The sequence below is a fragment of the Stenotrophomonas sp. STEN023 genome (assembly GCF_056760135.1).
Genome location: NZ_JBRREF010000009.1, coordinates 14,817 through 36,129, shown reverse-complemented (window position 1 = coordinate 36,129; position 21,313 = coordinate 14,817). Strand labels below are relative to the sequence as shown.

The following is a 21,313-nucleotide window of genomic DNA, read 5'->3' as shown; positions in this document are numbered from 1 at the left end:
GGATCGTTACTCGGAGAGGTCGGGGGGAGATGAAGGAGGTCGCGACGGCTGCTGGCGCAGCGGTGCGGTGGAACCACGTACCACCAGCTGCGGTACGAAGCCCTGGTTCTGCAGCTGTGCCGGGCTGTCTTCGTAGGCGTCGGTGCGCAGCTGGCTGATCAACAGGCGCGCGGCATGGCGGGCAATGTCGCCGGTAGCCTGCTTGGCGGTGGTCAGCGCCGGCCACGACTGGCGCGAGAACGGGCTGTCCTCGAAACCGGCGATGGACAGGTCGTAAGGCACGTTCAAGCCAGCCGAATTGGCCGCAGCCAGCACGCCAGCGGCAATTTCGTCGTTGGAGCCAAAGATGGCGGTAGGCGGTTGGCGCAGCGCCAGCAGGCGGCGCGCACCACGGAAGCCATCATCGAAGGTGTAGTCGCCAGGGATCACCAGATGCTTGTCCAGCGGAATGCCGTAGTCCTTCAGCGCCGCTTCGTAGCCGGCATAGCGCTCGCCGCTGCTACGGTGCGAGGTGCCGCCCCACAGGAAACCGATGCGCTGGTGGCCGAGCTGGATCAGGTGCTCGGTGATCTCATAGGCTGCATCGCGGTCATCGACGAATACGCAGGGGCCGTCGCCCGGGTCTTCGGTGGCAGCAATGATGCGCACGGTCTTGATACCGCGCGCATTGAGCGCGGACACCAGCTCCGGGCGCTCGGACATCGGTGCGGTCAGCACCAGCCCGGCCAGGCGCGAACGCTGCACCCAGTCGGCCAGTTCCTCGGCCAGCATCGGTGAGGTCGAGTCGCAGGGATGGATCTGCAGGCCGAAGCCGGTCTCGCGGCAGGCCGACAACACGCCGTTCTGTACCCCGATGATGTGGTACGGATTGGGGTTGTCGTACACCAGCCCGATCACGAAGGTGGTGTTGCTGCGCAGGTTGCGCGCGGACGGATCGGGCTCGTAGTCCAGCTCGGCCACCGCGCGCAGTACGCGCGCGCGGGTGGCCTGCATCACCGAAGGCTCGTTGTTGATCACCCGCGAGACGGTCTTCAAAGAGACCTTGGCACGCTCGGCGACATCCTTGATGGTGGGTCTACGCATTACCGGTTCCCGCGTTGGCTCGATTGCCGCCATGATGCTTGATTCAGGCGCCACGTGCCTTGCCCGCGTTATGGCCAACGGTGCCGAAGTACAGGATGTACAGGTAGCAGGGGATCATCAGTGCGGCGAACACCAGCTGGAAGTGCTCCGGGTACGCATGCTTAAGCAGGGCGAAGGCCTGCGGGATGATCGCGCCGCCGGCAATACCCATCACCAGCAGGGCCGAGCCGATCTGGGTGAAACGGCCCAGGCCGCGGATCGCCAGCGGGAAGATCGCCGGCCACATCATCGCGTTGGCAAAGCCCAGTGCCGCGACGAAGCCCACCGACACGTAGCCGTGGGTGAAGTACGCGCCCAGGGTGAAGACCACGCCAAGCACGGCCGACACTGCCAGATACTTTTCCTGCGAGATGAAGCGCGGGATCACCAACAGGCCGATCACATAACCCACCAGCATCGCGAACAGGGTGTAGGAGGTGAACAGCTTGGTCTGGTCCAGCGGCAGGCCGAAGGCATTGCCGTAGGTACCGATGGCGTCACCGGCCATCACTTCCACGCCGACGTAGACGAACAGACACATCACGCCCAGCCACAGGTGCGGGAACTGGAAGATGCTGCGCTTGGCGGCCTTGCCGTCGTTGGCCACGGCATTGGCCTGGTCCGGCTGCACTTCCGGCAGCGGCGAGAACAGTACGCCAACTGCCACCAGCAGCAGCACACCGGCAATCACCATGTACGGCGTGTGGATCTTGGCGGCGAAGGTATTGAGCAGGTCAGCCTTGGTGGCAGCGTCTGCCGCCTGCACCTGGCTTTCCAGATCGCCGATGCCATGCAGCACAAACGTACCAATCATCACTGGTGCGATGATGCCGGCGATCTTGTTGCAGATGCCCATCAATGCGATGCGCTGCGCTGCGCCTTCGATGGGCCCCAGGATGCTGATGTAAGGATTGACTGCGGTCTGCAGCAAGGCCATGCCGCCGCCGATAACGAACAGACCAGCAAGCGCGCCGCCAAACCAGCGCTGCGTGGCGAATTCACCAAACGCCATCGCGCCAACCGCCATCACTGCCAGGCTCAACGCCAGGCCCTTCTTCATGCCGGTGCGGCCGAGGATCCACGACGCCGGCAGGGCCAGGAAGAAGTACGACAGGTAGAACACCATCAGTACCAGGAAGGCTGATACCTCGTTCACGTCGAAGGCCAGCTTGACGAAGGTGATCAACGGGCCGTTGATCCAGGTACAGAAGCCGATGATGAAGAACAACACGCCGACGATGGCAATGGACGACGCCATGCTGGTACGCGGCGTCGAGTCGGGAACAGCAGACATGGGCAAAGCTCCTGCGGATGCGGGAGACGGATCGGGCCGTCCGGCGATTTACGTGGGAACAACGTTGTCACATTTATTGTTTGCTGCGGACAAGTTTGTCAACAACGCAGCTCCGCAGGGTTATTCCGGCAACTCATCAGGAATGTCCCACAAGCCCGCAAGAATCAGGCTTTCGGCGTAAAACCCCGCAAGTTAAGCGGCTACACGCTATCGGATGCAACAAATGCAGGCGGCACAAGGTTTGCGCAGACACGCTGCGGCGCAGCATCGAAAGTTTCAATTATTCGTTGACATCGTTGTCAGAACGATTACAGACTCGCCCCCGAATGGCGCCCCCTCCGGGCGCTCCGCCTCGCCATAGGGAACCCGAGTGACCGCTGTCGTCCCCCCACTACAGACCACCCGCCTTGACCCCGCCAGCCGGCCCTTCTTCGCCGCCGACGTGGGTGGCACGCACGTCCGCGTCGGCCTGATCCGGGCGGCGGCAGCAAACGACCCGTCCATCGATGTGCTGTCCTATCGCAAGTACCGCTGTGCGGACTTCGCCAGCCTCAGTGCGATCCTGTCCGACTTCGCCAGCCACAACCCGCCGGTCGAGCACTGCGTGATTGCCACCGCTGGCTACGCCCTGCCCGACGGCACCGTGATCTCCGCCAACCTGCCGTGGCCGCTGTCCTCCACCCGCATCCGCGATGACCTCGGCTTTGCAGGTGTGCATCTGGTCAACGACTTCGAAGCGGTCGCGCATGCCGCCGGCCATATCAGCGCCAGCCAGGTGTTGCAGCTGACCGGCCCGGCCGAAGCCGAACGCGGCCCGACCCTGGTGATCGGCCCGGGCACCGGCCTGGGTGCAGCGGTATGGATCCCGGTCGGCAACCGCGCGGTGGTATTGGCTACCGAAGCCGGCCAGGCCTCGCTGGCCGCCACCACCGAACTGGAAATGGCCGTGCTGCAGCAGATGCTGCAGGACCGTCCGCATGTGTCGATCGAACAGGCACTGTCCGGCCCCGGCCTGCTGAACCTGTACAACGCGCTGTGCGCGGTGCGCGGCGTCGCGCCGGTGCACACCACCCCCGATGCCGTCAGCGCCGCCGCCTGCGATGGCAGCGATCCGCTGGCCGTGGAAACCCTGCAGCTGTTCTGCGGAATCCTCGGCTCGACCATCGGCGACATGGCCCTGCTCTACGGCGTGCAGGGCGGCATCTATCTGGCTGGCGGCATCCTGCCGAAGATCAGCCAGTTTCTTTTGAACAGCACCTTCGTCGAGCGCTTCCTCAACAAGGGGCCGATGCGCAAGGCGTTGCAAAGCATTCCCGTGAAGCTGGTAGAGCACGGGCAACTGGGCGTCATCGGCGCCGCCAGTTGGTATCTGGAAAAGTCGGCCACGTAAGCCTTCAGCAGCATAAGCAACAGATCCACCAGCAGGACCCGTAGTAACGCGGCACACAGTGCCAATCAATCTTGATGTTGAGGAGAGACAACATGCATCGCAAGACTATGCTTTCGGCAGCCATCATCAGCTGTCTCGCTTTCAGCGCACACGCGCAGGAAGCCGCAAAGACCGCCACCGACCTGGACACCGTGACCGTCACCGGTATCCGCGCCAGTCTCGAAAAGTCGCTGGACAGCAAGCGCAACAACGACACGGTCTCCGAGTCGATCACCGCCGAAGACATCGGCAAGTTCCCGAACACCAATGCCGCTGAAGCCATGGCACTGATCCCGGGCGTCACCATCGACCGCCGCTTCGGCCAGGGCGAGCGCGTCAGCATCGACGGCACCGATCCAAGCCTCAACCTGAGCTTCATCGATGGTCACCCGGTGGCCCAGGCCATCTGGCTGTACGGCGAATCGCCGAACCGCGGCTTTGACTACACCATGCTGGCCCCGGAAGTGCTGGGCCGCCTGGAAATCATCAAGTCCTCCGAAGCCCGTCTGCCGGAAGGCAGCCTCGGCGGCACGGTGATGATGCATTCGCGCAAGCCGCTGGACATGGACGCCAACTCGGTCAGTGGCTCGGTCGGTTACAGCTACAACGACCAGGCCGAAAAGGGCAGCCCGAACATCTCGGTGCTGTACAGCTGGAAGAATGACGACTCCACCTGGGGCGTCAACGTCGCCGCACAGCGCCACGAAGAAAAGGTCGATCGCCAGGGCATCGAGATCTTCGGCTACAGCACCGTTGCCGACTTCGCCGCAGTCAATCCGAACGTTGCCGCGCAGATTGCCAAGGGTGAGCTGCGTCCAACCGATCGCGTCGCCCAGGAAGTCAACGTTGCTTACTTCCAGCAGGAGCGCAAGCGCGACAGCGCATTGGTGAACCTGCAGTTCAAGCCCAACGACCAGTTCGAAGGCACCTTGAGCGGCCTGTACATCAAGGAGAACTTCGACAGCTACAACCAGTCGATGTACAACTTCATGACGCAGAACAACTCGTCCATGCAGGCCGTCGACTACTTCAACCCGACCGGCCCGGGCGGCTTCGTCACTGGCGGTCACACCAATGCCAATCCGGGCAGCGGCACCGGCATCATCTACGACAACCAGGTGCGTTTCTCGGAAGTGACGACCAAGGGTGTTGATCTGGACCTGCAGTACCGCGGTGACGGCTGGAAGCTGGGCGGCAAGATCGGCACCAGCAAGTCCTAGAACCCGAGCATCAGCCAGTACCTGATCGAGCCGGTCTACAGCGGCGCCTACAGCTGGGACTACCGCAAGGGCTTCCAGGCCGACGATCAGGCTGACTACTACGACCCGGCCAACTGGGGCAACATCTTCGGCAACAACGGCGTGTTCAGCTCCGAAGCCAAGGACAAGTACGCGCAGCTGGATTTCAGCAAGAACTTCGACAGCATCTTCAACCAGTTGCTGGTCGGCGTGCGTCGCACCGAGCACACCGAGAACTACGGCCTTGGCGTGTACGGCGGCGTGCGTACCGGCACCTTGGCCGACGTCGGCACCATCGGCAACACCAATCTGCTCGGCAGCATGGGCGGCGTGTTCGGCAACACCAGCCACCACCCGCAGGTCGGCCAGGGCAACGTGATCAACTGGATCCATGGCAGCCCCGTGGATTACTCGCGCTCTGACGCTTCCAGCCTGTTGAACAACACCTGGGAACTGGAGCAGAAGACCACCGCCGCTTACACGCAGCTGAACTTCTCCACCGGCGCCCTGCGCGGCAATGTCGGCCTTCGCTGGGTCCAGACCAAGACCGACAGCAGCGCTTATGTGTATGGCGACAACGTGCCGGTGCTGCCGGCACCGGCCGACTGGTGGCAGACCAGCAAGAGCAAGAAGAGCAACATGCTGCCCTCGCTCAACCTTGTCTATGACAACGGCGGCGACGTGGTGCTGCGCGCATCCGCTGCCAAGGTCATAGCCTGGGCGCCGTACAACCTGATGTCGAACAACCTGTTCCTCAACGACACCATGATGACCGGCTCGGGCGGCAACCCGGATCTGGATCCGTACAAGGCCTACAACTTCAACCTGTCGGCCGAGTGGTATTTCGCACCGCAGTCGATCCTGGCCGGCTCCGTGTTCCTGAAGCAGACCCAGAACTACGTACTGCAGACCCCGGGCACCGAGCGCCGCTACAACTCGATGCGTGACAGCAACCCGGCTACCTGGGCCACGACCGTTGGTTCGCATGGCTGCCTGGCCGATGGCTTCTGCGACTACAGCGTCACCCGTCCGCGCAATGCCGGTGGCGCCAGCGTCCGCGGCTTCAACGTCAACTACCAGCAGGCGTTTGGCGATACCGGCCTGGGCCTGATTGCCAACTACACCTACGCGACCGGCGATACGGATGCGGGCAACAACATGCCCTATCTGTCGCGCAGCACCGTCAGCGTCAGCCCGTACTTTGAAAACGAGCAGTTCAGCGTCCGCGTCAACTACAACTGGCGCAGCAAGTACGAGGGCGTGGGCTATGTCGCTGGCGCACCGGCCGCAACCACCGCTGCGTATGCCGACCTGAGCGCCAGCCTGGGCTGGAACTTCACCGACAACCTGAGCCTTTCGCTGGATGCGATGAACCTGCTGAACGAGAAGTACAAGCAGTATGTTGCCCAGGAAGAGGCGCTGGCAGCGGAGTACTACACCGGCCGTCGCTACATGGCCAACCTGCGCTTCAAGTTCTGATCGATCCCGGCACGCACCATCGCCGGTTAGTGTGACCCGCCGGGCCTGGATCATTCCGGGCCCGGTTTTTTTTGGCCTTTGATGTAGTGCCGAGCCATGCTCGGCAATGCCCTTGCCCATGTTGTGCCGAGTCATGCTCGGCAGCGGCTCCGCTCGGCAATGCCGGCGCTGCCGAGCATGGCTGGGCACTACAGCAACAGCAGCAGCAACAACAGCAGCAACACCTTGCCGAGCATGGCTCGGCACTACACAAGATTCCTGCGGCACTACACACTGCCGCCCAAGCACAGACAGGAGCTCCGCCCATGACGAAGTCCTTCCACAAGCGCAGCCGCGCGCCGTGGCTCAGCAGCTGCGTATTGCTGGGCATGTCCGCCCTGCAGGTACAGGCCGCCGACACCACCTCCGCCCCTTCGCTTGTCCCCCTGCCCGCCAGCTACCAGGCTGATGGCGGCAAGGACTTCGTGCTGCAGAGTTCCGCCCGCGTCGGCGGCAACGACGAGGCAGCACGCCGCGCCGCCGCGCAGTTCGTCACCCTGCTCAAGCAGAACGGTGGCCCGACCCTGGCCATTGCCGACAACGCCAGCAAGGCACAGATCCGCTTCCGCCTCGATCCATCGGCAACCAATACCGCCGAAGGCTATGCACTGAAAGTCTCCAACACCGGCATCGACGTCAGCGCCGGTGATGACGTCGGCCTGTTCTACGGTGCGGTCACCGCCGCCCAACTGCTGACCGGCAACACGCCCGGCCATGTCGCCGCCGCCACCATCAAGGACACCCCGCGCTTCCCGTGGCGTGGCTTCATGCTGGACTCGGCGCGCCACTTCCAGAGCATGGACGAGATCAAGAAGCTGCTCGATGCGATGGCGCAGCACAAGCTCAACACCTTCCACTGGCATCTCACCGATGACCAGGGCTGGCGCATGGAGATCAAGCGCTATCCGAAGCTGACCGAAGTCGGCAGCTGCCGCGTGCCGCTGGGCGATGCCGGCATCAACGCCGCCACCGGCGAGCCGCGCCAGTACTGCGGCTACTACACGCAGGAACAGATCCGCGAAATCATCGCCTATGCGGCCGAGCGCCATATCCAGGTGATCCCGGAAATCGACGTCCCCGGCCATGCCACCGCCGCCATCGTCGCCTATCCGGAACTGGGTACCACCGATCAGAAACTGGTCATCGACAACCAGTGGGGCGTGTTCCAGAACCTGTTCAACACCGAGGAAAGCACCTTCCAGTTCCTGGAAAACGTGCTGGAAGAAGTGATTGAGATGTTCCCGTCCAAGTACGTGCACGTCGGCGGCGACGAAGCGGTCAAGGACCAGTGGATCGCCTCCAGGCGCGTGCAGGAGCGCATGCGCGAGCTCGGCGCCAAGGATGAGATGGAAATGCAGAGCCATATCATCAAGCGCCTGGAGAAATTCCTCGAACAGCACGATCGGCGCCTGATCGGCTGGGACGAGATCCTCGAAGGTGGCCTGCCACCGGAAGCGACGGTGATGTCCTGGCGTGGTACCGAAGGTGGGCTCAAGGCCGCCAGCGAAGGCCACGATGTGGTGATGTCGCCGGTCACCCACATGTACATGGATTACCTGCAGACCGAGTCGCCAAACGAGCCGCCGGGCCGTCCGACCACCATCACCCTGCAGAAGGCCTACGAGTTCGAGCCGGTGCCGGCCGAACTTGCTGCCGACAAGCGCGCACACATCCTTGGCCTGCAGGCCAATATGTTCAACGAGCACACCCGCAACGACCAGAACCTGGAACACAACCTGTTCCCGCGCCTGGCCGCGGTCGCCGAAACCGGCTGGAGCCCGCAGGACAAGCGCAACTTCGGCAACTTCCTGCAGCGCCTGCCGCAGCAGCTGCAGCGCTATCAGGCGATGAACATCGCCTATGCGAAGACGCCGTTCCAGGTCGACTTGCTGGACAAGGGCGAACACCGTACTGGCGCAGTGCAGGTGAGCTTGAACAACCCGCTGGGCTACCCGGTGCATTACACGCTGGATGGCAGCCCGGTCAGCGCCAGCTCGCCGTTGTACGCACAGCCGCTGCAGTTGAAGGTGCCGCTGCAGGTGCAGACCGCCGCGTTCTTTGGCGGCAAGCCACTGGCCGCCGCCAACACCTTCAAGCTCGACGCTGCATCGCTGCTGGTCCGCGAAGATACCCAGCTCGGCCTGTGCCCGAATGGCGGCAAGCTGCTGCTGCGGCTGGAAGATGACGGCCCGGCCGAGGGCGAGCGCGAAGTGTTCAACGTCAACATCTTCAACCCGTGCTGGTTGTGGAGTGACGTGGATCTGTCGGGCATTGCCAGCATCAAGGTGCGTGCCGGTCGTATTCCGTACAACTTCCAGCTGGCCCACGACGAGCCGTCACGCAAGTTCGCACCGGCGCGCACTGCCCATGGCGAAATGGAAATCCTGGCCAATTGCGAAGGCAAGCCACTGGCCTCGGTGCCGCTGCCGGCCGAGCCGAATGCCGACGGCTTCCTTGAGCTGGACGCCAGCATCACCGCGCCGGCAACACGTGGCGACCTGTGCGTACGCTTCACCGGCGACACCCGCCCGAACATGTGGACGCTGGACTGGATCAAGCTCGAACCGGGCAAGTGATCCACACAACGGTCTGATGCAGGCAGAAGGCCACCGCATGCGGTGGCCTTCTGCTGTTTGGCGAGATGTAATTCCGGCAGCTGTTGATGTGGCCCTTTTTGTAGGAGCGGCGTCAGCCGCGAAGCAACAGATGCAACCGCCCGCATTTGCCCGCTCGCCAACCAGCTGCATGCGCACGTTCCTTCGCGGCGACGCGATGACCCTCGCTTCATTGCTGTCAGCTTCGCGACTTACGCCGCGCCTACAACAACACGCCCCCCTCTCTTGGGCCGATGGTTGTGGGAGCGGTGTAAGCCGCGAAGCCACGGTTACTTCAGCCACCAGAAAGCCCGCTGGCCGGCGCCAGAGGCGTGCCTGAGGCATGGAACCTCTGCTCCTCGCCGCTGCGGGCTTCGCGGCTTACGCCGCTCCCACAAGCCATCTCGCCGTGCCAAAAAATTTCACGCCATACAAATAGAGCCATCCATCCTCCTGCAAAACCAGCATTGAATTTCATGTGAAACGAAAATACTGCCTTAACTCATTGAATTAACTCATTCAACCGTCCTTGCTAGGCAGTGAAAATTTTTTGCAGTGCGCCTTGACATCGTTGTCACGAAGCGCTGACACTCCGCATGCCGCAACGCCATCAGGTGTCGCGCAACTTCCAGGGGACGTGCGTGGTTGCCAGCCGGAATCCAACAGCCAAGCTGACCACTCCTGCATCTGCTGCGCCGCTGCTGGCCGCCGATGTGGGCGGCACCCACGTTCGCGTCGGATTGGTGCAGCCGGGCAGCAGCGCCAGCGCGCCCATGCAGTTATTGGCCTACCGCCAGTACCGCTGCGCCGACTACCCGGACCTGAGCAGCATCCTTGCCCAGTTCCCGGTCGACCGCGCCACGGTGCGTGAGTGCGCCATCGCCAGTGCTGGTTACGCCCTGCCCGATGGCACCGTCATCTCCGCCAACCTGCCGTGGCCACTGTCCTGCAATCGCATCCGCGACGACCTCGGCTTCGCCGCCGTGCACCTGGTCAATGACTTCGAAGCCGTGGCCCATGCCGCCGCGCATATCGACGATGGCGACGCGCTGCTGCTGAGCGGCCCCGCCGTTACCAGCGAAGGTCCGGTGCTGATCGTCGGCCCCGGCACCGGCCTGGGTGCGGCGTTATGGATCCCGAATGGCAACCGTTCGATGGTGCTCGCCACCGAAGCCGGGCAGGCCTCACTCAGCGCCAGCACCGCCCTGGAAATGGCAGTACTGCAACAGATGCTGCAAGGCCGCAGCCATGTCGCCATCGAGCACGCGCTGTCAGGGCCGGGCCTGCTCAATCTGTACAACGCCCTGTGCGTAGTCCGTGACTGCCACGCAACGCACCGCACACCCGATGCGATCAGCGCCGCCGCCTGCGATGGCAGCGATCCGATTGCCGAGCAGACGCTGCAGCTGTTCTGCGCGATCCTCGGCTCGACCATTGGCGACATGGCGCTGGTATACGGCGCCCAAGGCGGCATCTATCTGGCCGGCGGCATCCTGCCCAAGATCAGCCAGTTCCTTTTGAACAGCAGCTTCGCCGAACGCTTCCTCAACAAGGGACCGATGCGCGAGGCGCTGCAACGCATTCCCGTGAAGTTGGTAGAGCACGGGCAACTGGGCGTCATCGGCGCCGCCAGTTGGTATCTGGGACGCAGGGAAATAGAACCCGTCGCGTCGAATCCTGCAGTACCGCAGGTGCATGGGGCTGTCTGCTCGTGCACGGGTTCCCACTGAAAAAATCCGGCCGGTTCACCGGCATCCAACAATGATGAGGAGAGACATCATGAGGTACCGCAAGTCTGTTCTATCCGCCGCCATCGTCACCTGCCTGAGCTTTTCCGCGCACGCGCAGGAAGCCGGCAAGGATGCCACCGAGCTTGACCGCGTTGTCGTCACCGGCATCCGCGCCAGCCTGCAGCAATCGCTGGAAACCAAGCGCAATGCCGACGCCATCGTCGACGTGATCACCGCCGAGGATGTGGGCAAGTTCCCGGCCACGAACGTCGCCGAAGCGATGACCATCATCCCGGGCGTCACCATTGATCGTGCATACGGCCAGGGTGAAAAGGTGTCCATCCTGGGTACCGATCCGGCATTGAACCGCACCCTGCTCAACGGCCAGTCCATCGCTTCCGGCGACTGGAACATGTCCGACTTCCCGACCCGAACCTTCAACTACTCGCTGCTGGCACCGGAAGTGGTCGGCAAGCTGGAAGTGTTCAAGTCGCCGGAAGCACGCATCGATGAAGGCTCCATCGGCGGCACCGTGATTGTTTCCACGCGCAAGCCGCTGGACATGCCGGAAAAGGTCAGCATCTCCGGCCGCGTCAGCTATGGCCGCAATGATCGCGTCGAGAAAACCGATCCGAGCGCCTCCGCCGCTTTCGCCTGGAAGAACGAAGCCGAGACCTTCGGCGTCATCGTGTCCGCCCAGGCCTCGAATGAAAGCATCCGCCGCGACGGCATCGAGTCCTACGGCATCGTCCGCGCCAAGGACTACATCGGCGGCCTCGGCGGCTCCAACGGCTCGGTGACCAACCTGCCGACCGACTGGTCGGTGGCCCCCAACCCGGATGGCTCGCAGCCCACCTCGCCGGCAACCTGCGTCGGCAAGTGTGCCGAGACGCTGTACGCCAATCCGGATGCAGTCGGCCCCAACTCGACCAGCGCCCATTTCTTCGAACAGGAACGTGAGCGCAAGACCTACTCGCTGGCATTGCAGTTCAAGCCCGTCGAGCAGATGAACATCGAGTTGAACGCGCTGAAGATCAACGCCAACTTCGATCACATGGCGCAGTCGATGTTCACCCACCAGGGCAATACCTGGAACAGCCTGAAGACGCTCACCGACATCACCGTCAAGGACGGTCTGATCACCAGCGCCAGCCACAAGAACGGCCTGGTCGTGTTCGACCTGCAGAACCGTCGTGCCCAGGTGGATTCGGCAACCTACGACATCAAGGTGGACTGGAATGACGAGCGCTGGTTCGCCTCCACCCACATCGGCCGCACCAAGGCCGACGGCGGCCCGAAGCAGGTGTTCGGCGAGTTCCTCGCACGCACCGACTACACTTGGTCGATCGCTGATGCACCGGGCAAGCCGGGCAGCGTCGAGTTCACCGGCGCCAATCCCTTCCTGAATCCCGACCAGTTCCAGATGGATGGCGGCTGGGGCGCAGACCCGACCAAGCCGACCTGGAACACCGGCTGGGGCGGCAACCTGGTCGAGAAGCCCACCACCGACAAGGAAACCTACGGCCAGGTCGACTTCGGCATCAAGCTCGATTCGCCGGTTTACCTGGTGCGCTTCGGCTACAAGCAGCGCAAGCATGAAACCACTCAGATCCAGCGCGGTATCGGCCTGGCATCAGTGGCCGGCTATGGCGACGCCAAGGCCTCGGATTTCGATCCGCGCGTACTGCCCGACAACTACCTGAAGGGCTTCAGTGGCTACGGCGATCTTGGCGATCGCTTCACCATCGATGGCTGGAAGCTGGCCGACTACATCACCAGCGGCAAGTGGTTGGCGCCGTGGCAGACGATGCCGGTGGTATCGCCGTTCAGCGCAGAGGAATTCGCCCGCAACAACTGGTCGATCAATGAAGACATCGGTGCCGCTTACCTGCAGGCCGACTTCAGCCTTGATCGCGTGCGCGGCAACATCGGCGTGCGCTATGTACGCACCGACCTGGAATCGGGCAGCTACGCCTGCAATACCGGCCTGGCCGGCTGCACCCAGGGCGGCTGGTCCGCCGAGAAGCTGGCCGCGTCCTATGACCACGTGGTGAAGAAGAACAAGTACAACAACCTGCTGCCCAACTTGAACGTGGCCTTCGACGCCACCGACAGCCTGGTGCTGCGCGCGTCCGTCGCCAAGACCATGGCACGCCCGAACTACACCGATGTGTCGTCCTACCTGTGGCTGTCCGATACCGCACTGACCGGTGGTGGCGGCAACCCCAGCCTGAAGCCCTACCTGTCGACCAACGTGGACTTCTCGGCAGAATGGTACTTCTCGGAGAACGCGATCCTCGCCGGCTCGATCTTCTACCGTGATGTTTCCGACTACATCCTCACCGAGTCGACCCCGGAAACCCATTGGAACCAGAACCAGAACAAGAACGACACCTATCTGGTTGACCGTCCACGCAACGCCGGTGACGCCAAGATCAAGGGCTACTCCGTCGCCTGGCAGCAGAACTTCGGTGCAGGCTTTGGCGTCATCGCCAATTACACCTACTCCGATGGCGAAGCCACCGGCGGCCGCCCGCTGCCGTTCAACTCCAAGAACCAGTTCAACATCAGCCCGTTCTTCGAGAACGACACCTGGACCGCACGCGTCACTTACGGCTGGCGTGACAAGTACTTCACCCAGGTCAGCGCAGGCCGTGAGCTGTGGACCATGGATTACGCCTCGCTGGACGCATCGGTGGCTTTCAAGATCACCGAGAACCTCTCGGTCGGCCTGGATGCGATGAACCTGCTGGATGAGGAGTACCACTCCTACTCCGGTGTGGAGCAGCTCACCCGTGGCGCCTACCTGAGCGGCCGTCGCTACAACGCATCGCTGCGCTTCAACTTCTAAGCCAGCACCAACGCTGCACCTGTTATCCGCTGTTCTTTCTCCTCCAGCGGGCCTGGGTTTTCCAGGCCCGCTTTTTTTGTGCCCGTGCAGGCAATCGCTGCAATGAAGCGGAACCGCAATTACCAATGAATTAATGCTGAACATAATTTTCATCCATCAAATCAATAGCGTTGAATCAATTTCAGTAGATATGAATGGAAATCTGCTTTCATTGCAAAAAAGCCTTGCAAATAGCAATAAATGCATGAAATCGGCCTTTTAAACACGGCTTTTTTCATGAAAATTATTTTTGCAAAAAGCAATAATTCGCCGCAAACTTCACTCCTGGCTGAACACCGGTAGTCCCGCGCTCCACCCAACACACCGAGGCATGACGTGGACAAGCATCGCCAGCAACACCTCCACTTTTTCCACTTCGGCAGCCTGTATCGCAGGGCGGCCGCGCGCGACGTCATCCCCACGACCGCCCCTGACTGACGCCAGATTCCACGCGGCCGGCCAACTCGCTGACCGCGACCATCCAACCGCATGCCCGCCCGGGCTGCGGCAATCACTGACCGGCTCGCATTCGTCGGCCATCCATCAGCAAAGGGAGAGAGACCTTTGAACCACCGCAAGTCGCCGCTCACCGCCGCCATCATCAGTTGCCTGGCAATCAGCTTCTCCGCCGCCGCCCAGGACGCACAGAAAGAAGCCACCGAGCTTGACCGTGTCGTCGTCACCGGTATCCGCGCCAGCCTGCAGCAATCGCTGGAGACCAAGCGCAATGCCGATGCCATCGTCGACGTCATCACCGCCGAGGACGTGGGCAAGTTCCCGGCCACCAACGTCGCCGAAGCGATGACCATCATCCCCGGCGTCGCCATCGACCGCGCCTTCGGCCAGGGCGAGCGCGTCAGCATCCTCGGCACCGATCCCTCACTCAACCGCACCCTGCTCAACGGCCAGACCATCGCCTCGGGCGATTGGAACATGTCCGACTTCCCCACCCGCACCTTCAACTACTCGCTGCTGGCACCGCAGCTGGTTGGCAAGATCGAGGTGTTCAAGTCGCCCGAAGCACGCCTGGACGAAGGCTCGATCGGCGGCACCGTGATGATCAGCACGCGCAAGCCCCTGGACATGGAAAAGTCGCTGACCATTTCCGGTCAGGTCGGCGTGACCCGCAATGAAGTGGCCAGCACCAACGATCCGAACGCAGCGCTGCTACTGGGCTGGAAGAACCAGGCCGAGAACTTCGGCGTGGTGTTCTCGGCACAACGCGACGAAGAAAACATCCGCCGCGAAGGCTACGAGGCATTCAACGTCATCACCGCCAGCGCATTCAATGCGTCCATCGCCAACGGCACCTGCGCTGGCGCCTGCGCCGACGCGATCCGCGCCAACCCGAACGCCATCGGCGTCAACTCGGCCGGCGCCGGGTTCTTTGAGCAGGAGCGCAAGCGCGACACCTATACCCTGAGCCTGCAGGCCAAGCCGGTGGACAAGCTCGACATCGAGTTCAATGCCTTCGCCATCGATGCCAGCTATGACCATCAGACCCACCCGATGTTCATCAACCAGGGCAACAACTTCCACAGCGGCGGCAGGCTGACCGACATCACCATCAAGGATGGCATCGTCACCGGTGGCAAGATGAAGAACGCGCTGTCGATCTTCGACCTGCAGAGCCGCTGGGCCGAAACCGAATCGCGCACCTACGACCTGAAGGCCGCCTGGAACGACGAACGCTGGTCGCTCAGCACGCAGATCGGCAGCACCCGTGCCGATGCCGGCCCGCGCCAGTTCTACAGCGAATTCCTCGCCCACACCGACTACGAGTGGAAGGTCAAGGACTCCGACACCAACCCATTCGAAGTCAGCTTCCCGAACGGCAACCCGTTCACCGACCCGTCGCTGTTCCGCTTCGAGGGCTGGGCAGGCAACGTGGTCGAGAAGCCGACTGTGGACAAGGAAAAGTACGGGCAGATCGACTTCGGCCTGAAGCTCGACTCGCCGGTCTACCTGCTGCGCTTCGGCTACAAGCAGCGCGATCACTACGTCGGCCAGGTGCAGCGCGGTTTCGGCCTCAACACCGCCGCCACCAACAGCGCCGGCGAGTTCGGCCCGCGGCCGATGCCGGGGGACTATCTGTCCGGCCTTGGCAATGGCGGCGCACTCTCGGATCGCTTCACCGTTGATCCAGCCAAGCTGTACGAGTGGATCATGAGCGGCAAGTGGTTGGCGCCGGGCGCTTCGATGCCTGCGCTGTCGCCGTTCAACTCCGGCGAATTCGCGCGCAACACCTGGTCGATCGAGGAAGACAGCAAGGCTGTCTATGCCCAGGCTGATTTCAGTTTTGATCGCCTGCGCGGCAACATCGGTGTCCGCTACGTGCGCACCGAGACCACCAACGAAGGCTACACCTGCGCCAACAACGTGAACCCCTGCCCGCAATGGGAAACCGTCGTCGCGGGCAAGAAATACAACAACGTACTGCCCAACCTCAACCTGATCTACGACCTCAACGATGATGTGGTGCTGCGCTTCTCCTCGGCCAAGGTCATCGCCCGCCCGAACTATGCGGACATGTCCAGCTACATCTGGCTGACCGACCTGAACCTGTCCGGTGCCGGCGGCAACCCTGACCTCGACCCGTACCAGTCCACCAACTTCGACTTCTCCGCCGAATGGTACCTGTCGGAGAACGCGATCCTGGCTGCTTCGCTGTTCTACCGTGACGTCAAGGACTACATCCTCAACCAGTCGCAGAAGGAAACCCACTACAACATCAACCAGAACCGGGACGATCTGTACGACGTGACCCGTCCGCAGAACGCTGGCAATGCCAAGGTCCGCGGTTACTCGCTGGCATGGCAGCAGGGCTTCGGCGCGGGCTTCGGCATCGTCGCCAACTACACCTTCTCCGATGGCGAGGCCGATGATGGCCGTCCGTTGCCGTTCAACTCCGAGCACCAGTTCAACATCAGCCCCTACTTCGAACAGGGCGACTGGAGCGCACGGGTCACCTATGGCTGGCGCGACAAGTACTTCACCCGCATGGCTGCGGCCAACACCCAGGTGTGGACCGATGACTACGCCTCGCTGGACGCCTCCGTCGGTTACCGCATCAACGACAACCTGGCCATCCAGATCAACGCCATGAACCTGCTCAACGAGAAGTACCACAGCTACTTCGGCAGCAAGGCGCTCACCAATGGCCTGTACACCACCGGCCGGCGCTACATGGCGTCACTGCGCTTTGATTTCTAAGTCAGGCAACCGCTGCTGATACCGTACCGCGGGCCCGGTGCGCCGGGCCCGTCCCGTCCTCCGCATTCACCTCTCCACGACCCTGGCCGGGCCATCACGATGCATGCCTCCTTCTGCAACAGTGCTCCTGTACAGCGCCAGCAACACGCCTGGAAGCGACTGCTGCCCGTCTGCCTGTTGGCAATCAGCAGTCTCGCCAAGGCACAAACAACTGATCTCTCCGGCTACTGGCTTGGTGAGATAGGCAGCGCACGCGAAAAGGTCGTGATGGGATTGCAGCTGCAGGCCGACACCGACGGCCGCTACGACATGCAACTCGACCTGCCGGTGGCCCACCTGCAACGCCTGCCGCTGCCCGACAAGGCCGACTTCAACAACAAGGTGCTGGCGCAGAACGCACTGCACATGCGTCTGCAGCAAACAGGCAACCGCCTTGTTGGCAGCATGCTTGGCGAAGGCGAACAGGTCAGCCTGCGCCGCGCCAGCCGCGACCAGTTGCCTGCTGCAGCGCAACCGACCACCGACGCGGCGGCCCTGCCGACACCACGCTGGAGCACCCGCCTGGGCGGACAGATATTCGCCTCCCCGGTAATCCGCGAAGGCATCGCCTACATCGGCACGACCAGCGGCGCCGTATCTGCAGTCAAACTGGACGACGGTGCGCTGCTGTGGACCGCAACGACCGGCTATCCGGTGTATGCCAGCGCATTGGTGACCGGCGATGCGGTATTCGTGAGCAGCGATGGCGGTTACCTGCATCGCCTCGACCGCCATAGCGGGCGCGAACAATGGCGCTCCTCCATCCAGGGCAGCCAGACCAGCCGCCAACCACCGCATCCCCAACTCGCCGCCTGGGAATGGCAGGCGCCGCGTCCGCTGCTCATCGACGGGCAGCTCCACATAGGCGGTGCCGACGGCACCGTGCAGGCGCTGGATGCGAAAGATGGCGCCATGCGCTGGAAGACGCAATTGTCCGGCCGCATCCTGCACAGCCCCGCCAGCGATGGCAGACACCTGTTCATCGTCAGCGAAGCAGGTGCCGTGCAGGCATTGGCGCTGCGCGATGGCAGCCCAATCTGGCAGTACCGCATGAAGTCCCGACCCGGAGCAGCGCCGATGGTGCACGCCGGCCGCGTGTTCACCAACGATCGTAGCGGCGTGCTGTACGCACTCGATGCGGCCGATGGTCGCCCGCTTTGGCACAGCCAGTTCTGGACGTCGTGGATAGAGTCGGAACCCGCCTTCGATGGCAACACGCTGTATATCGGCTCTTCCGATCTACGCAAGATCAGCGCGATCGATATCCGCAACGGACACGTGCAATGGCGCACCGATGTGGGCGGATGGAGTTGGGGCACGCCACTGCAGCTGGGCGATCACCTGATTGTCGGCATGGCAGCGGGCAAGCCGTATTTCCTTGAACACAGCGCCGGTATCGGCCTGCTCGATCGCCGTGATGGGCGCCTGTTGGCGCGGCGCACAGTGCCGGCCGGGCATGGCTTTCAATGGGGCATCGCTGGCAGTCTTGCTACCGATGGCAGCATCGTGGTGGCCGCCGACATCGAGGGAGTGCTGAACGGCTTCGCCCTTGATGCGATGATCCCGAAGCGCAGCAGCGCTACCTCCCCGCCATCACCTGCAATGCTGCAGGTCGGCTCCGTCTTGCCTTCCTCCCCCCTTGGATCGCAGCAACCGTAACTTCAACCGCGAACGCACCAGCGTGCGGCTGCACGCCAGCCGACATTCAGAAGAGGATTCACGATGACCGGACACCGACTTCCCACCCATGCACTGTATGCCGCGCTGCTGCTTGCAGTGGCCGCGCCCAGCGGCCATGCGCTTGCTGCCACCACTACCGCGCCTGCGTCGTGGCAACAACCGGTGGAAGTCACAGGCGCCAGCATCATTCCGCGCCCGGTATCGGTGCTGCCGGGCAATGGTCGCTTCAACGTCGACGCATCGACCCGTGTCATCGCTGCAGACGCTGCCAGCGAAGTCGCCGCACAGTTCACCCAGCTGCTGGCGCGCACCACGCCGCTGCAACTCAAGCCCAGCAGCAGCGGTCAGGCCAAGGGAGCAATCCAGTTCCGCATCAACAAACCTGCCGCCAATGCCGCATCGCCGGAAAGCTATTCGCTGCGCATCAACAGCGATGGTGTGCTGGTCGAAGCCAGCGACGCACGTGGTCTGTTCTATGGCGCGATGTCGCTGTGGCAGCTGCTCGCCGCTGCGCCCACGAACACCGTCACCTTGCCGGCGATGCAGGTTGAAGATGCGCCGCGCTTCAACTGGCGTGGCTTCATGCTCGACTCGGCGCGGCACTTCCAGAGCATCGACGACATCAAGCTGATCCTCGATGCAATGGCCACGCACAAGCTGAACACCTTCCACTGGCATCTCACCGATGACCAAGGCTGGCGCATGGAGATCAAGCGCTACCCGAAACTGACCGAAGTGGGCAGCTGCCGCGCTGCTGCTGGCGAAGCCGGCGTTGGTCCTGATGGCAAGCCGCATCTGTATTGCGGTTACTACACCCAGGATCAGATCCGCGATGTGGTGGCCTATGCCGCCGCGCGCCACATCACCGTCGTGCCGGAGATCGACGTGCCCGGCCATGCACAGGCCGCGGTTGCTGCCTATCCGGAACACGGCGTGGTCGATGGACCAACCCAACCATCCGCCAATTGGGGCGTGAATCCCTACCTGTTCAATCCGCGCGAGGAAACCCTGCAGTTCCTGGAAAACATCCTCGCCGAAGTGCTGGAGATGTTTCCCGGCCAATACATCCATATCGGCGGCGATGAGGCAGTGAAGTACCAGTGGCAGGATTCGCCGCAGGTGCAGGCCTATATCCGCGAGCTCGGCCTGAAGGACGAGGAAGCACTGCAATCGCATATGCTCAAGCGTCTGGAAAAGTATCTGGAAGACCACGACCGCAAGCTGATCGGCTGGGACGAGATCATTGAAGGCGGCCTGCCGCCACAGGCCACGGTGATGTCCTGGCGTGGCATCGAAGGCGGCATCGAGGCAGCCACCCATGGCCACGACGTGGTGATGACGCCGGGCAACACCTTGTACCTGGATTTCCTGCAGACCAATCTGCCGGAAGAACCGACCGGCCGCCCCAAGTTCACCTCGATGCAACGCGTCTACGCGTTCGACCCGGTGCCGGCCGAGCTGACCCCGGCACAGCGCAAGCACGTGATCGGCGTGCAGGCCAATATGTGGACCGAGCACACCCGCAACGGCAAGGATCTCAAGCACAACGTTTTCCCGCGCCTGGCGGCGCTGTCCGAGATCGCCTGGACGCCGCTGCAGAACAAGAGCTACGACGACTTCCTCGCACGCCTCCCGGCGCAGTTGCAGCGCTACAAGGCGCTGGGCATCGGCTATGGCCAGACCGCGCTGTCGGTGGCGATGAAGCGCCAGGACGATCGTGCGGCTGAGAAGGTGACGGTGGAACTGTCCAATCCGCTCAGCTACCGCGACATCCGTTACACCACCGATGGCAGCACGCCGACCGCGCAATCTCCGGCCTATCCCGGCGCATTGACCTTGCCGGTACCGACCGTGCTGACCGCGTTGACCTTCTTCAACGGCAAGCCGGTGGCCGACAAGCCCAGCCAATGGAACTTCGATGCGCAGTCGCTGCTGACACGCACCGACAAGACCCTGGCGCAATGCCCGCAGGGTGGCCGCCTGCTGCTGCGTCTGGTCGACGACAACCCGCTGCACGGTGAACGTGACAACTTCGACGTCAGCATCTTCAACCCATGCTGGTTGTGGGAAGACGCGCAATTGCAGGACATCGCCTCGATCAAGGTCCGCGCTGGCCGCATTCCCTACAACTTCGGCCTGCTGCGTCCGGAGGAAGCCAAGCGCGGCTTCCGCAAGCCGATGAGCCAGTACGGCGAGTTTGAAGTGCGTGCCGGCTGCGAAGGCCGCGTGCTGGCCACGGTGCCGCTGCCGCAGCAGCCAGGCAAGGATGGCTTCATTGAACTGGAAGCACCGCTGCAAGCCGGTGCCGTGCAGATCACCGACCTGTGCATGACCTTCAGCGGCGATACCCGTCCGCAGATGTGGGTGCTGGACCAGGTGCGTCTGCAGCCGAAGCAGTAAGGCCCGGGGAGAAATCGCCGGGAAGGCGCGGTGCGGTACGTGAGTCCTCTCCACCCACGTCCCGCACCGCACCGACTTTGCAAAATCACCGGCACCATGACGGTGCCTGTGATGACGCCAACGTAGCAGCCCAGGTACCGCCAGCGTAAGTGCCAAAACAGCGGAA

9 protein-coding genes and 1 pseudogene are annotated in these 21,313 nt (G+C 62.8%); 8 read left to right on the top strand and 2 right to left on the bottom strand.

Going from position 1 to position 21,313, the window contains the following annotated elements:
• Window positions 1-6: 6 nt before the first annotated feature.
• The gene (locus tag ACVOLV_RS04095) at window positions 7-1,083 is read right to left on the bottom strand and encodes a LacI family DNA-binding transcriptional regulator (RefSeq protein ID WP_481553266.1); all 1,077 of its coding nucleotides are present in this window, start codon (window positions 1,081-1,083) and stop codon (window positions 7-9) included.
• A 43-nt stretch (window positions 1,084-1,126) separates the two neighbouring features.
• Window positions 1,127-2,416 (bottom strand): sugar MFS transporter, encoded by a 1,290-nt coding sequence (locus tag ACVOLV_RS04090; protein ID WP_481553265.1) that lies wholly within the window; start codon window positions 2,414-2,416, stop codon window positions 1,127-1,129.
• A gap of 370 nt (window positions 2,417-2,786) precedes the next feature.
• Between ACVOLV_RS04090 and ACVOLV_RS04085 the strand changes: the two genes are divergently transcribed.
• The 8 genes and pseudogenes from ACVOLV_RS04085 to ACVOLV_RS04050 all read left to right on the top strand — a co-directional run bounded on the left by ACVOLV_RS04085 (window position 2,787) and on the right by ACVOLV_RS04050 (window position 21,147).
• Complete coding sequence (locus ACVOLV_RS04085) at window positions 2,787-3,806, top strand: glucokinase family protein (protein WP_481553264.1); 1,020 nt, start codon at window positions 2,787-2,789, stop codon at window positions 3,804-3,806.
• A gap of 92 nt (window positions 3,807-3,898) precedes the next feature.
• Window positions 3,899-6,562, top strand: a pseudogene (locus ACVOLV_RS04080) (TonB-dependent receptor).
• A 305-nt stretch (window positions 6,563-6,867) separates the two neighbouring features.
• Window positions 6,868-9,177, top strand: coding sequence for a beta-N-acetylhexosaminidase (locus ACVOLV_RS04075; RefSeq protein ID WP_481553263.1), 2,310 nt, complete (start codon window positions 6,868-6,870; stop codon window positions 9,175-9,177).
• A gap of 614 nt (window positions 9,178-9,791) precedes the next feature.
• Window positions 9,792-10,925 (top strand): glucokinase, encoded by a 1,134-nt coding sequence (gene glk / locus ACVOLV_RS04070; protein WP_481553262.1) that lies wholly within the window; start codon window positions 9,792-9,794, stop codon window positions 10,923-10,925.
• Window positions 10,926-10,974: 49 nt separating this feature from the next.
• Window positions 10,975-13,776 carry a TonB-dependent receptor gene (locus ACVOLV_RS04065; RefSeq protein ID WP_481553261.1) on the top strand — a complete coding sequence of 934 codons (2,802 nt, stop codon included), beginning with the start codon at window positions 10,975-10,977 and terminating at the stop codon, window positions 13,774-13,776.
• Window positions 13,777-14,379: 603 nt separating this feature from the next.
• Window positions 14,380-17,028 carry a TonB-dependent receptor gene (locus tag ACVOLV_RS04060; RefSeq protein WP_481553260.1) on the top strand — a complete coding sequence of 883 codons (2,649 nt, stop codon included), beginning with the start codon at window positions 14,380-14,382 and terminating at the stop codon, window positions 17,026-17,028.
• A 99-nt stretch (window positions 17,029-17,127) separates the two neighbouring features.
• Entirely contained in the window at window positions 17,128-18,726 is a 1,599-nt protein-coding gene (locus ACVOLV_RS04055) for an outer membrane protein assembly factor BamB family protein (RefSeq protein ID WP_481553259.1), read from the top strand.
• A gap of 63 nt (window positions 18,727-18,789) precedes the next feature.
• A complete protein-coding gene (locus ACVOLV_RS04050) occupies window positions 18,790-21,147 on the top strand; it encodes a beta-N-acetylhexosaminidase (RefSeq protein WP_481553258.1) in 2,358 nt (785 codons plus the stop codon).
• The last annotated feature ends 166 nt before the right edge of the window (window positions 21,148-21,313 follow it).